This is a genomic window from Acinetobacter sp. R933-2 (genome assembly GCF_030325485.1).
GTDB classification, from domain to species: domain Bacteria; phylum Pseudomonadota; class Gammaproteobacteria; order Pseudomonadales; family Moraxellaceae; genus Acinetobacter; species Acinetobacter sichuanensis.
This window is the reverse complement of the sequence record NZ_JACAIJ010000001.1, coordinates 332712-346766: the sequence shown is the minus strand read 5'-3', so window position 1 is coordinate 346766 and position 14055 is coordinate 332712. Positions and strand designations below refer to the sequence as shown.

Annotated in this window: 14 protein-coding genes and 1 tRNA gene; 10 read left to right on the top strand and 5 right to left on the bottom strand. The window is 37.5% G+C overall.

Annotation, left to right across the window (positions count from 1 at the left end; all coding sequences use genetic code 11):
- Positions 1-159: 159 nt before the first annotated feature.
- Genes HX005_RS01745 through HX005_RS01730 form a run of 4 tightly spaced genes read left to right on the top strand, consistent with a single transcriptional unit; the run spans position 160 to position 3589 of the window.
- A complete protein-coding gene (locus tag HX005_RS01745) occupies positions 160-1518 on the top strand; it encodes a COG3014 family protein (protein ID WP_286376085.1) in 1359 nt (452 codons plus the stop codon).
- Between the two features lie 15 nt (positions 1519-1533).
- On the top strand, positions 1534-1938 hold the full coding sequence (locus HX005_RS01740) for a DUF1425 domain-containing protein (protein ID WP_286376084.1): 405 nt from the start codon (positions 1534-1536) through the stop codon (positions 1936-1938).
- Between the two features lie 16 nt (positions 1939-1954).
- Positions 1955-2551 (top strand): penicillin-binding protein activator LpoB, encoded by a 597-nt coding sequence (gene lpoB, locus HX005_RS01735; protein ID WP_107007273.1) that lies wholly within the window; start codon positions 1955-1957, stop codon positions 2549-2551.
- A 51-nt stretch (positions 2552-2602) separates the two neighbouring features.
- Positions 2603-3589: an LpoB-related protein gene (locus tag HX005_RS01730; RefSeq protein WP_286376083.1), complete on the top strand. Its 987-nt coding sequence runs from the start codon at positions 2603-2605 to the stop codon at positions 3587-3589.
- A gap of 87 nt (positions 3590-3676) precedes the next feature.
- On the opposite strand, the gene recN is transcribed toward HX005_RS01730, so the two are convergent.
- Complete coding sequence (gene recN / locus HX005_RS01725; protein ID WP_286376082.1) at positions 3677-5338, bottom strand: DNA repair protein RecN; 1662 nt, start codon at positions 5336-5338, stop codon at positions 3677-3679.
- Positions 5339-5610: 272 nt separating this feature from the next.
- On the opposite strand from recN, the gene ppnP reads away from it, so the two are divergent.
- The 3 genes from ppnP to HX005_RS01710 all read left to right on the top strand — a co-directional run bounded on the left by ppnP (position 5611) and on the right by HX005_RS01710 (position 7777).
- On the top strand, positions 5611-5934 hold the full coding sequence (gene ppnP, locus HX005_RS01720; protein ID WP_107007149.1) for a pyrimidine/purine nucleoside phosphorylase: 324 nt from the start codon (positions 5611-5613) through the stop codon (positions 5932-5934).
- A 135-nt stretch (positions 5935-6069) separates the two neighbouring features.
- Complete coding sequence (rlmB, locus tag HX005_RS01715) at positions 6070-6822, top strand: 23S rRNA (guanosine(2251)-2'-O)-methyltransferase RlmB (RefSeq protein ID WP_286376081.1); 753 nt, start codon at positions 6070-6072, stop codon at positions 6820-6822.
- A 37-nt stretch (positions 6823-6859) separates the two neighbouring features.
- Positions 6860-7777, top strand: a complete 918-nt coding sequence (locus HX005_RS01710; RefSeq protein ID WP_502872712.1) for a DMT family transporter — start codon at positions 6860-6862, stop codon at positions 7775-7777.
- A gap of 57 nt (positions 7778-7834) precedes the next feature.
- Here the strand turns inward: HX005_RS01710 and coaE are convergent, their stop codons facing one another.
- The 4 genes from coaE to pilB are packed head-to-tail and all read right to left on the bottom strand — an operon-like array spanning position 7835 to position 12283.
- Entirely contained in the window at positions 7835-8440 is a 606-nt protein-coding gene (coaE, locus tag HX005_RS01705; RefSeq protein WP_286376079.1) for a dephospho-CoA kinase, read from the bottom strand.
- A gap of 12 nt (positions 8441-8452) precedes the next feature.
- The gene (locus HX005_RS01700; protein WP_286376078.1) at positions 8453-9316 is read right to left on the bottom strand and encodes a prepilin peptidase; all 864 of its coding nucleotides are present in this window, start codon (positions 9314-9316) and stop codon (positions 8453-8455) included.
- Positions 9316-10542: a type II secretion system F family protein gene (locus HX005_RS01695; protein ID WP_286376077.1), complete on the bottom strand. Its 1227-nt coding sequence runs from the start codon at positions 10540-10542 to the stop codon at positions 9316-9318. The genes HX005_RS01700 and HX005_RS01695 overlap by 1 nt, the downstream gene beginning before the upstream one ends.
- Positions 10543-10567: 25 nt before the next feature.
- A complete protein-coding gene (pilB, locus tag HX005_RS01690; protein ID WP_286376076.1) occupies positions 10568-12283 on the bottom strand; it encodes a type IV-A pilus assembly ATPase PilB in 1716 nt (571 codons plus the stop codon).
- 437 nt (positions 12284-12720) lie between these two features.
- Here pilB and tpiA point away from each other — a divergent pair, with 437 nt between their 5' ends.
- The 3 genes from tpiA to HX005_RS01675 all read left to right on the top strand — a co-directional run bounded on the left by tpiA (position 12721) and on the right by HX005_RS01675 (position 14004).
- Positions 12721-13512: a triose-phosphate isomerase gene (gene tpiA / locus HX005_RS01685; RefSeq protein WP_107007142.1), complete on the top strand. Its 792-nt coding sequence runs from the start codon at positions 12721-12723 to the stop codon at positions 13510-13512.
- A 12-nt stretch (positions 13513-13524) separates the two neighbouring features.
- On the top strand, positions 13525-13857 hold the full coding sequence (gene secG, locus HX005_RS01680) for a preprotein translocase subunit SecG (protein ID WP_107007141.1): 333 nt from the start codon (positions 13525-13527) through the stop codon (positions 13855-13857).
- Between the two features lie 62 nt (positions 13858-13919).
- Positions 13920-14004 (top strand) — tRNA-Leu (locus HX005_RS01675).
- Positions 14005-14055: the final 51 nt, after the last annotated feature.

Here is a 14055-nt window from a genome sequence, read left to right as displayed (position 1 = left end):
AAAAGAGATATAAGTTTGTTTTTTTAAATCATAATCGTATTTTGGTTTAGCTTTTTTAATGAATAAAATAAGTAAATATTCAGTATTTTTCGTTTACTTATTGAAACAAATCACTTAAATTTGTATGATTCATGTACTAAAATTCTAAAATCTAACTTTATGAAGCGTTTGAATAATAAATTTCTAGTTATTTTATTGGCTGTTTCAGTAAATTCACAAGCAGGAATTTTTGGAAATTATGAGGATGAAGGCTCAGCATTTAGAAGTAGTTTAAATGCAACGCTGCCAACAGCATTTGCAACGAATATTGATAAAAAAATGGATTCAAAAGACGCTATTTTATATCATTTAGAAAAAGCACGTATTTTACAGGTCAATCAACAGTACGAAGAAAGTAGCCAGTTATATAAAAAAGCCTTTGAATTACTAGATAAACAAAACAATCGTGCTACTGTCAGCGCCTCTCGCTTAGGTTTTAAAGCGCTTTCAATGTTGAGTAATGATTCTATTGTTCCTTATCATGTACCACCTTATGAGCAGGTACTGGCTCATATTTCTCAGGCAAAAAATTATATTCAATTAAACAATGCCGAAGCTGCAAGTGTAGAAATGCGTGTTGCACAGCGTATTCAGCGTGAAATTGAAATTGAACATGAAAAAGAGCTACAAAAAAAGTCTGAAAAAGAAAAGGCTAAACAAGAAAATCCTCAAGCAGTTAATAATTTAGATGAAGCTTTTGCAGGTTTAGACCCAATTGCAGGACGTATTAAAAATACCTATCAAAATGCCTATGCGTTTTATATGGCTGCAAATCTGTGGGAAGCTTTAGGTGAATATAATGATGCTTTGGTCGATTATAAAAAAGCCTATGAACTACAAGCAGATAGTAATATTGCAAAAGATGTACAACGTCTAGATCGTATGACCAGTAAAAATAAAGATACTGTGCCTGTGGTTGTTTTTATTGAACAAGGAATTGTGCCGAAAAAAATTGAAAATAAACTGGCGATTCCTGTACCTAATGGCATTGTTAATATTGCTTTTGCGACTTATGAGCCAAGTACATATACCATACCAAAAAGTTTAAATGTGCGTTTAGGTGATCGTACAACTCAACAAAGTTTTGTACTCAATGACATTGGCGCATTGGCAGTCAAAGAATTAAAAGAACGCACTGTGGGCAATGTATCTGGTCAAATTGTTCGGGCGACTACAAAATTTGTTGCTCAACAACAATTAGGACAGCATTTAGGCGCTTTAGGTCAACTTGCAGGTAACTTGATGAATGTCGCAACTGAACGTGCAGATCTAAGAGCATGGTCAACATTGCCAAGTAATACACAAATTGCGCGTTTTGAAGTTAAACCTGGAACACATCATTTACAAATCTCTGGTAATGGTACTGTAAGTGACACGATTCAGGTCAATGCGACAGCGAATCAAACCGTATTTGTTTATGTCAATGATGTCAATAATAAGATTTCAACCAGTGTTAGTGCGATTAACCATTCATTTTAAAAACTGAGAAAATATATGAAAACAGCTTTGAAACTTGTTTTTGCAAGCATGCTCACTGCAACAATGGTAGGGTGTACAGCACCTAACTCGCTTTCGACGCAAACTGCTGCGGATGGTAGTTATAGTGTAAAAACGATCAGTAATAACCCGATATTAAGCACTAAAGTTGGTGTTGATCGTATCAACATGGTTTATGTGGGCGACTTAAAAAAAGTATCACTTGCTATTAAAGATCGTTGGTTTGTCAGTCGCTCTTTTGAGTACAAAATTGTTTGGGTTGATGCACAAGGCATGGAAATTAATCCAGAAGGGTCACGTTGGAAACCGATTCAACTCACAGGGCGTGAAGTCAAAACAGTGCAATCTGTTGCGCCAAACCCATCTGCTGTCGATATTGTTGTTTATTTAAAAAATGATTAAAAAGGGTAAAAAATTCATGAAAATGAAATTCGTTGTTGCTTCACTTTTTGCAGCTTCTGTTTTAACAGGTTGTGCGAGTACAAATGTTAGTTATGGCGATGCGCAAGCTGTTGAGTCTTTAACAAAAGACTTTGGTTCAACTGATTTGCAAATGATTGCAGATAAGATGGTTGACGATATGTTGACTTTCCCTGTTGTTGTACAATTGACACAAAATCGTCGTCCAGTCATGTTTGTTGAGCGTATTCGTAATAAAACTCAAGAACATATTGATACCGAATCAATCACAGATACAATTCAAAATAAATTAATTAACTCAGGTAAATTCCGTTTTGTTGATATGACTTCTGCAAATGCGATGGCAGAACAATTGGCATATCAAAAAAATAGCGGTTTGGTGAACCAAGCAACTTCTGTGAAAGCAGGTGGTCATATTGGTGCTGAATATATGCTGAATGGTAACTTATCAAGCATCGTGAAAAACGCTGGCAATAAGAGTGATGTGTACTATAAATTCACTTTAAAACTACAAAATGTTCAAACAGGTATTGTGGAATGGACGAGTGAAAAAGAAATTCGTAAATCGTCTAAACGCTCTGCTTTTGGTTTGTAATTTACTCAAAGTGCAACTGTAATTGGGCAGTTGCATGAGATCACGAGAATGATGAAAAAAATTATATTTTCTGCATTATTTGCAGCATGCTTGAGTTCTTCGGCATTTGCAGCATTAAAAGAAGTTGTCAAAGAGGCTTCGGGCAGTGGAGCAACACAACATCAAGCTATTTCTGAAGCATTACTTGTGGCTGTACAATCTGTGAATGGTGCAACGGTTTCTCCACGTGCTGACCTTGAAGAAACAGTGAATATGTCGATGAATGGCAATAACTGGAACTATTCAGGCAAAGTTTCACCAGTATTTAGTGTGGACAGCGTAGGTTCTGGCTCTGTTACAAAATTTCAAGTTTTAAGTGTAAGTGGTTCTAAAAATAATTATCGTGCACGTGTCCGTGCGCATGTTGTGCAATATCAATCTACAGTACAAGATCAACATTTAAGACGTATTGTTGTATTGCCTTTTCAGTTTTATGAAAAAAATAATCGCTCCGCACAGGCAGATTCTGCAGGTGAGTTTAGTGAAGAACTTGCAGATGCTTTAGGAAATTATATTGCTCAATCTGGACAGTTAAGTTTATTAGATCGTCATTATATTGATGAAATGCAATATGAAAATGCATTTTTACAATGGGATGGTGCACCGCATGAAATGGCACGTATTGGGCAAAAAGTGGGTGCAGACTATTTATTAGTTGGACGGATCAATGATCTTTCTGCTGCAAACTCACAGCAAATGTATGGTTTAAATCAAGGTTCTGAACAAGTTCGTTTAACATGGCGTGTGATTGAAGCGAATAGTAGTAAAGTTGTGGCTTCAGGAACATTTAACCGCGCATTACCTAAAAACTCAGTACAGAATATTTTAAACAATACTTTAAATGACAGTAGCGCAGAAACATTAGCACAAAATTTAAGTCAGGAAATTTTGGTGGGCTTGAAATTGCAACCCAACACATCTTATGGCAATCAGAGTACAACCTTTACACCAACATATGACATGACACCAGGTTCAAGTGAGCAGCCAATTAAATGGTAGTTTTACTCATTCATCATGTACATTTAAGTATAAAAAACCAGTGAATTATTCACTGGTTTTTTATTTATTTACAGGGCTATACATGGATTAGCTATGTTGAAACTTAAGCTGACGTAATTGTTTGGCATGCTGCAAAGTCGTTTCATTAATTTCTACGCCACCCGTCATACGAGCTAGCTCTAAAACTAATTGTTCTTCTTCAAGTTCAATGATCGTACTGCTTGCAGGGTCTGTCTGAAGCTTTTTGACTAATAAATGTTGATCAGACTGAGCTGCAACTTGAGCTTGATGGGTAATACATAAAATTTGTACATGCTGTCCCAAACTTGCCAATAAACGCCCAACAATTTCAGCTGTTCCACCACTGATTCCAACATCAATTTCATCAAATACTAAAACTTCAGATTCGGTTTTTTCAGCATTCATGACTTGCATAATCAAGGCGATACGAGATAGTTCACCTCCAGATGCGACACGTGCTAAAGGTTGTGCTGGTATACCTTTATTTGCTGTAAAAAGTAACTGAATAAAGCTTAAGCCTTCAGCCGATGCTTGTTCAAGCGGATCAAAACGGAACTCAAAATAAGCTTCTGGTAATGCCAATTGTTTAACTTGTTCTGTTAATTGTTTTGCCAGTGGTGGTGCTGCTTCACGACGAATTTGGTCAAGATATTGGGCTTTATTTAAAAAATCTTGCTGTGATAATTCCACTTGCTCCGCTAAAGTTTCGGGGTCTTCAAGTTGATGTAATTTTTGTAACTCTTGTTGCCATTCGTCAAATTCGGTTTTGAGTAACTCAGGTTGAGTACGATATTTGCGTGCTAAACGATGGAAAATTTCCAATTGAGCATTTAGTTGCTCCATACGTTCAGGGTCAAAACTTTGACGATCAATGAATTGACGTAAATTTGCTGTGGCATCTTCAAGTTCACTTTGCGCATTTAACATCGAATTATAAATTTCAGAGAGTTGTTCACTGCGTCCTGCATGCGATTCAATACGACGCAATAAAGACGATAATTCTTGCGTAATATTTTGTTCAGAGTCATCCAAAACATTTAAGCTATAACTACAGTCTTGCATAATATGCTCATGATGACTCAGACGATCAAATTCTTGCTCAGTCTCTTTATAATCAATAGAAATGACTTCTTCGAGTTCTTCAAGTTGCCGCTCTAAAGTTTCAATGCGTTGTAAACGCGTGGCTTGGGCATCTAAAGCAGCCTGATGCATTTTAATGTTTTTTTGCCAAATGCTATAGGCATCTCGCACCGCTTGAGCAGGTAGATGAAAGTCGCTATAACGGTCAAGCCAATGTTTAGGATAAGGCGGTTCTAACAGTTGTTGCTGACTATGCTGACTATAAAGCTGGACTAATAAGCGTCCAATTTCTTTTAGTTCAGACAAGCTGCTTGGGCGACCATTAATCCATGCTTTGCTACGACCTGTCGCAAAAATCACACGACGTAGATGAATTTCACCAGATTCGTCATCAAGTTCATGTGTTTTGAGCCAAAGCGCTTCAGGGCTGTCAGCTTGATAACTAAAAATAGCAGTAACATCTGCTTTTTCAGTACCATAGCGTACATAGTTGGTGTCAGTGCGTTCTCCTAAGCATGCTGATAATGCATCTAAAAGTAACGATTTACCAGCACCAGTTTCACCTGTTAAAACATTAAAACCTTGTTCGATATCAATCGCAAGGTGATCTGCCAGAGCAAAGTTAAGTAGATTTAAATGTGTCAGCATACACGCATCCAAGCTGCGGAAAGTTCGGTTCTAAGATAGTCAAATTTTGTTTTAGTCACAAGTCAGAACAAATTCTAAAGGGTGATGAATTTTAGATATTTTAGCTTAATTTAAAAGAAAAAATAATGATCTGACTGATAATTTCATTTTCTGTAAAATAGCACATTTTTACTTCATTTATTTTGCTTAAACAATAGATTGATTAGTTTGACCAGTACAATTAAACTAGCGCAACGACTATAAATTTTAGTGTGCATTATCTGGAGATACGCATGCCTACTCAGTTTGATCATGTATCAGTGATAAAAAAATCAAACGTTTATTTTGGTGGTTTATGTATTAGCCACACAGTACAGTTTGAAGACGGAACGAAAAAAACTTTAGGGGTAATTTTACCAACTGAAGAAGCGCTTACCTTTGAAACTCATGTGCCTGAGCGTATGGAGATCATTTCAGGTGAATGCCGTGTCAAAATCGCAGACAATGAAGAAAGCGAGCTTTTCCGTGCTGGACAATCATTTTATGTACCAGGCAATAGCCGTTTTAAAATTGAGACAGATGATGTGCTCGATTATGTTTGCCATTTAGAAGGCTAAATTCAACAAAGTGCAATGCAGATAAGCAAGGTAATTTGAGCTTAAATCGGTTAAACTAGATATTCAATGAAATCCTGTAAAGTTGGCTTTGCAGGATTTTTCTTTTCTATTTTGATAAGTCACTTGAGGTCGTTCATGGCGAAGCCCGAATATTATTATGGCGTGCATTCAGTTGAGTCATTATTGGAGTTAGAACCAGAACGTGTTTTAACTCTTTTTACTTTAAAAGGTCGAGAAGACCAACGCTTACAACATATTTTACAAATGGCTGAACCTTTTGGTATTAGTGTTCAAAAAGCCAGTCGTGATAGTTTGGAAAAGTTAGCAGGATTGCCATTTCATCAAGGTGTTGTGGCAGCAGTACGCCCACATCCAGTATTGAATGAAAAAGATTTAGAGCAGTTGTTACAAGGTGAACAGCAACCGTTGTTGCTCGCTTTAGATCATATTACTGATCCGCATAATTTAGGTGCATGTATTCGTACTGCGGCAGCGATGGGTGTTGCAGCCGTGATCGTGCCACGTGATCGTGCGGCAAGCTTGACACCAACAGCACGAAAAGTTGCGGCAGGTGGTGCTGAAAAAGTAAAATTTATTCAAGTCACCAATTTGGCACGTACTTTAGGGCAAATCAAACAAGAATTTAATGTTCGTGTTGTAGGTACGATGCTTGATGAAAAAGCCTTGCCTATTCAACAATTTGACTTTACAGGAACACCTGTTTGTGTCGTGATGGGAGCAGAGGATACAGGTTTGCGTCCTATTACACAGTCACAATGTGATCAAACAGTTTATATTCCAATGTCAGGTAACTTACAGAGTTTAAATGTGAGTGTAGCGACAGGCATGGCGCTTTATGAGGCATGTCGTCAACGCCAAAGTCATTAATTTTACTATTTTTTAATTTTATCCGAGAAAGATCATGATGACCTCCCGCACGCAAGGCTATGTTTTTGTAGCAATCACGATGTGTATATGGGGAGGTTTCACGATTACATCAAGGCTAAATGCACTTTGGCATATTAGCCCTTGGGATATTACAGCTTTACGCTTTTCTTTGGCATTTTGTATTTTAATGCCTATTTTGATTATCAAAAAAGACACCGCATTTTTGTGGAAGAAAGAGCCTTTTATCTTGGCAATGTTGGGTGGTGTGATTTACTGCTTAACCTCCTATAGTGCTTTTCATTATGTCCCTGCGGCACATGCAGCTATTTTTTTAAATGGCTGTATTCCCTTAACCACAGCGATTGCGGCATTCTTTTTATTTCAGCAACCTTTTGACCGAAATACATGGATTAGTCTTGTCATTATGATCAGTGCAGTGGTTTTAATGAGTACGCTAATGTATCAAGAAACAGGGGTTGCTTTTGGTTTTGGTGATGGATTATTTTTTCTAAGTGCAATTTGGTGGGGCATTTTTACAGTTTTATTAAAGCAATGGAAATTGTCTGCATGGCACAGTATGGCAGGCGTCGCAATTTGGTCTGCGATTATTTACATTCCTATTTATTTATTATTTTTACCGAAACATTTAGATCAAGCGAGTTTTTCTCATTTGGCGATTCAGACTATTTTTCATGGTATTTTTGTCGTTATTATTGCAACTTTAAGCTATGTAGAAGCGATTAAACGTTTGGGTGCATTTCAAACAGGAAGTATTGTGACACTGGCTCCTTTTATTGCTGCAATTATTGCTGTGCCATTGTTAAATGAGCCTTTAAGTTTGGCTATGTTGTGTGGTCTAGTTGGTATGGGAATTGGCGCACTACAACCTTGGCGTTGGCTGGGGCGTAAAGATACTTTACAAGTAAAATTAGATCAGCAAAAAAATGAACAATAGCGTTTAATTATCGTGAAAGTGATCATTAAAATATGCTCACTTTTTACTGATTCTTAATTACTCAATGTGTTGTGCGAGTTTTAAATAGCTTTGGTGTAAAGGTTTTAGTTTTGCATACAAATGTTCTAGCTGCCCATCATTCATTACAATATCATCTGCAATCGTATGCTTTTGTGTTCGAGGCATTTGTGCTTCAATAATTTTTTTAATCTGTTCAATATCTTGACCATCACGTTGTGACGATCTTGCAATTTGTAACTCTTCTGTCGCATCAATCAATAATGTATGTTGAGTTAATTCATGCTGATTGGTTTCAAATAGCAGTGGAGATACTAAAATGACATAAGGGCTTGTTGCTGCCTTCAATTGCTCAATGATTGAGTGTCGAATAGCAGGGTGTGTAATGGCTTCAAGCTGTTGGCGTGCTTGAGAGTCTTTGAAGATGTGGTCACGTAAGGCTCTACGGTTGAGTTCACCATTTTCGAGTAATACCCAAGTACCAAAAGTTTCAGCAATTTTTTGTAAGGCAGGTTCACCTTGAGCAACAATTTCACGGGCAACAAGATCTGCATCAACCACTTGAATGCCTTGAGACTCAAACCATTGAGTTGCTGCTGTTTTTCCGCTACCAATACCACCTGTTAAGCCCAAAATAAATGTCATTATTAAACCCTGTTATGATTGACCGAGGTAAATTTTCATAATTTGTTCGCCCCATAAAAAAGCAATCCAACCTGCAATAGCAATGTAAGGGCCAAAAGCGAAAGGCTGATTTTCTTTGCGAACTTTGAGTAAAATAATACCAATGATTGCGCCGACTAAGGAAGACAATAAAACAATGAGTGGGAGCATGAGAGGACCCATCCATGCGCCTAGAGCAGCGAGTAATTTGAAATCACCATAGCCCATGCCTTCTTTACCAGTAATGATTTTAAAGAGATAGTAAACGATCCATAAGCATAAAAAGCCAATGATATATCCCCAAATCGCAGAATTTGCTGAGGTATAAATTGCGAAACTGTTAATACCTAAGCCAAGTGCTGCAAGGGGTAAGGTAAAACGATCAGGTAATAGTTGAGTGTCAAAATCAATAAAGGTTAAAGCAATAAGTACCCAAGTGAGTATAAGACCAAACAACATAGCAAGTGTAGGTCCATAAACTGCAACGACAATTAAAGAACATGCAGCAGTCAATAACTCAATAAACGGGTAACGAAAATTGATCGGGTTTTGGCAAGTACCACATTTACCTTTTAGAAATAACCAGCTTATAACAGGAATATTTTGATACCAATGGATTGGTGATTTACATTTTGGGCAAGTAGAAGCAGGTGTACTTAATGTTAATTTACTTTGATCAATGATTGGCTGTTCAGGATGAAGCAAAAATTGACATTCTTGATGCCATTCTTGCTCCATCATTTTGGGTGTTCTATAAATGACAACATTTAAAAAACTACCAATACATAAACCGAGTAGACCAATAGCAATATAAAGGGCACTCGGTGTTGAAATAAAATAGTTAAGGATTTCGGTCATTAGACTACTGAGCCCATTTGGAAAATTGGTAGATACATTGCAATGACCAGTCCACCAACAAGCACACCGAGTACAGCCATAATTAAAGGCTCCATCATAGAAGTAAGTCCATCGACAGCATTATCTACTTCATTTTCAAAGTGTGTTGCAACCTTATCAAGCATGGCATCTAGAGAACCTGATTCCTCACCAATAGCCACCATTTGGATTGCCATAGATGGGAATTTGTTGGTTAAACGCATAGCAAACTGTAATTGTTGACCTGTTGCGACATCATCACGAATTTTCATTACAGCTTCTTCATAGACGACATTATTCGTTGCACCTGCTGTAGACTCGAGAGCATCAATTAATGGAACACCCGCTGCAAAAGTTGTTGCGAGTGTACGGCTATAACGCGCAATAATTGCCTTATAAACTAAATCGCCAAAAATAGGGGCTTTAAGTGCGGCTTTGTCTAAAAAGTCACGGAATTTTTTACTTCGTTTTTTGGTTTCTAAGAAAGCCGTAATTACTACAGCAATGCCAATGAGTAAGGCAAACCAATAACTTTGCATCCATTTGGACATATTTACGACCATTTGGGTAAAGGCAGGTAAGTCAGCACCAAAGGAAGAGAATAGATCTTGGAAGACAGGAACAACCTTCACCATTAGAATCATGGTTACCACAATTGCAACGACAATAACTGCTGCTGGATATTTCATAGCTTTTTTAATTTTTTGTTTTAGAAGTTCACTTTTTTCTTTATAAATTGCAACACGATCTAGCATCGTTTCTAAAGCACCCGATTGTTCACCCGACTCAACTAAGGAGCAAAATAAACGGTCAAAATGTTGGGGATATTTCTTGAGCGCGCCTGCGAAAGTATTTCCGCCTTCAACTTCGCCTTTAATTCCAAGTACAACTTCACGCATTGCAGGGTTATCTAGACCTTCAGCAACAATTTCAAAACTTTGTACTAACGGCACACCCGCTTTCATCATGGTTGCAAGTTGTCGTGTAAAAATCGTGATGTCTAAAGTACTCACTTTTTTCTTCATTAAACCTTCGAGAATATTTTTCTTTTTTTCTCGAATTGTTTTAATGTTAATGCCTTGTTTTCTTAAGGTAACTTTAGCCAATGCCATATTGCGGGCAGGCAACTCTCCTTTAACTTTGACCCCTTTACGGTCAACCCCGTCATAAATGAATGTTGGCATCATTTGAGCTTTCTTGATCGCCATAACGATATTCCTTTTTTTAATTTGTTTATTCGCTAGTTACGCGATTGATTTCTTGTAGTGATGTTAAGCCATTCATGACTTTGATTAAGCCTGAACGTCGCAAATTATTAAACCCCAATCTGTTCGATGCTTCTGCAATTTCAAGTGCATTGCCATCTTCCATAATAATTTTTGAAATTTCAGGTGTAACTTTCATAACCTCATAGACACCGACTCGACCTTTATATCCTTCTCGACATTCAGGACAACCGACAGGCTGGAAGATTTGAAAATCTGGATTGGATAAATCTTGTTCAGTAAATCCCATTTCTAACAGGCTATTTTTTGGAATTTCTACAGTTGTTTTACAATGTGAGCATAAGCGGCGAGCAAGACGTTGCGCAATCACTAAGTTGACTGATGTTGCAATATTAAAAGAAGGCACGCCCATATTTCTTAAACGGGTTAATGTTTCAGGTGCGCTATTGGTATGTAATGTAGACATAACCATGTGACCTGTCTGTGCGGCTTTAATCGCAATTTCGGCTGTCTCTAGGTCTCGAATCTCCCCCACCATGATAATGTCAGGATCCTGACGTAAAAATGATTTGAGCGCGACAGAAAAAGAAAGTCCGACTTTAGGGTTCACGTTAACTTGGTTAATACCTTCTAAGTTAATCTCAACAGGGTCTTCGGCTGTAGAGATATTAGAATTTTCTGTATTTAAAATATTTAAACCCGTATATAGCGAAACTGTTTTACCCGAACCTGTGGGTCCGGTAATCAGTAACATGCCTTGAGGTTTATCTAAAGCCTCCATAAACAAAGCTTTTTGTTCTTCTTCGTATCCTAAAGCATCAATACCTAACATTGCACTGGAAGGGTCAAGAATACGCAGTACAAGCTTTTCACCAAAAAGGGTTGGAAGAGAGTTTACACGGAAATCAATGGCTTTGGTTTTAGACAGTTTGAGCTTAATACGACCATCTTGGGGAATACGTTTTTCAGAAATGTCCATTTGTGACATGACTTTTAAACGAGAAGCAAGTCGAGTTGCAAGTTGTAGTGGGGGATTTGTAATACTTCTTAATACACCATCGACACGATAACGTACCCGATATGACTTTTCATATGGTTCAAAGTGTAAATCTGATGCACCCATACGAATCGCATCTACAAGAAGTTTATTGATGTATTTGACAATCGGCGCTTCTTCACCTGACTGATTATCATCTTGCTCTTCAGTGGTATTGGCTTCATCTGTTGAAATAATATCAACGTCAATGTCATCACCACCAAAATCGAAATTTACTTGTTCAGTAAAATGCTTTTCTAAACAGTTAACTAACTTATTATGTTCAACAATAACAACTTCAATATTTAAGCGGCTATTTAAGCGAGCTGCATCTAATGCTTCAATATTGGTTGGGTCACTGATTGCAATGTATAAGACATTTCCACGTTGTACGAGAGGAACCATCAAATGCTTATGCAAAAGACTACTTTCAATCAAATCTTTTGAAAATTGAGTGGAATCAAAGCTATCTAAGTCAAATAATGGCTCAGCAAACTCTAAAGCAATTGTTTCTGCAATCATCAAAGGCTTTAAATTTGCGTGCTCAATGAGATAAGCCACGATATTGAGCTTATTTTTCTTAGCATTATCTAAAGCAGACTGCATTTGTTGTGCAGAAATTGCCCCATCATCTACTAAGCGACGAATAAACCCCGAAAACTTCGGTGAGCCTTGCTGTTGTACCATCCCCAATACACCTTTAATTTATTCATTTTATAATTTAAATACTTAGCATTAAAAAACACTGTCTATCTTAGACTTCTTTGCTTTGGTCTTTGTTGTCGATAGTTCAATATTTTTACATTTTAAATTGATTTATCTAGGTTTTTAGTATCCCCATACCAAAACCGTTGTATAAAAAATTTGAAATGTGATCTAAAGTATTTTGAATAATAATTATATTAACCAAAGATGCTCAGAAGCTAAAGCGCTTGATCTACTTTTTTGGTTGTAAAATGCAAATAAATCACCCAATTCAATGGTCACTGGTCGTTTTGTTACAAAAATGTCAGAATTATGCAAGATGAAAGCCAAAAAATTAAAACAAGCCAAGAAAGAAAAAAGCATAAATACTTAAAAATCCGTGTAGAATGTGGGCATTTTTCGAGAATAGGGTTAAGTGTATGTCGGGTTCGACGATTATTCCTTGGGTTGTCGGCAATTGGAAAATGAACCCAATGCAAGCGAATTCGCAGCAACTCATCCAAGACTTAAAGCAACAATTAAAGCAAAATCCTATTTCTGAACAGCAATGTCGCATAGGCATCGCCCCGATTTCTATTGCATTACTTTCTGTTCAGCAACAATTACTAGATGCTTCTTGTGAAATTTTAAGTGTTGCACAAGATCTTTCGCGTATAGCAGGTACAGGTGCATATACAGGTGAGGTCAGTGCTGAGTTACTTAAAGATAGTCATATTGACTATGTTTTAATTGGTCATTCTGAGCGCCGTGAAATTTTTGGTGACAATGTGAATGTCATTCAAGAAAAAGTAAAAAATGCACTCAATGCAGAAATGAAAATCATCTACTGTGTGGGTGAAAGCTTAGAACAACGCGAAGCTGGGCAAGCAGAGCAAGTCGTTTTGCAACAAATTTGTGATATTGCAGCGCTTGTAAAAGCAGAACAATGGAACAATATTATTGTTGCTTATGAGCCGATTTGGGCGATTGGTACAGGTAAAACGGCCTCTCCTGAAGATGCTCAGACCATGCATGCGAAAATTCGTGAAGGTTTATCACAAATCACACCATTAGGAGCAGAGATTGCAATTTTATATGGTGGTAGTGTAAAACCTGAAAATGCAGCTGAGTTAGCAGCATGTGCAGATATTAATGGTGCACTCGTTGGTGGTGCCTCTTTGAATGCTGAGTCTTTCTATCAAATTGCTCAAGCATTTGCAAAATCAAAATAATAGGAGTTCAGCATGCATAATTTTGTGCTGGTGGTACATATCATTTTAGCCGTATTGATGATTGTACTGATTCTTGTACAACACGGTAAAGGTGCAGACGCTGGCGCTTCTTTTGGTGGTGGTGGCGCAGCAACTGTATTTGGTGCATCAGGTTCAGCAAACTTTTTGACACGTTTAACTGCAATTTTAACTGCCTTATTTTTTGTGACCAGTATTAGTTTGGCAGTATTTGCAAAAAAACAGACCACAGATGCTTATGGTTTAAAAACTGTACAAAGCACATCGCAGCCAGCAGCCCCTTTACAGCAGAATACGGGTGAAACTTCGCCAGCTGCACCAAAATAAATGTAAAATTTGCAATTAAACCTTTCAATTTGTGACACAAGCTACTAGAATGCGTCACAGCTGCGGTGGTGGTGGAATTGGTAGACACGCTACCTTGAGGTGGTAGTGCTTTCGGGCGTGGGGGTTCAAGTCCCCCCTTCCGCACCAAATTTATATCCAGAATTTATAAATTTGGTGTTTGCAGCAAAATCTGTTGAT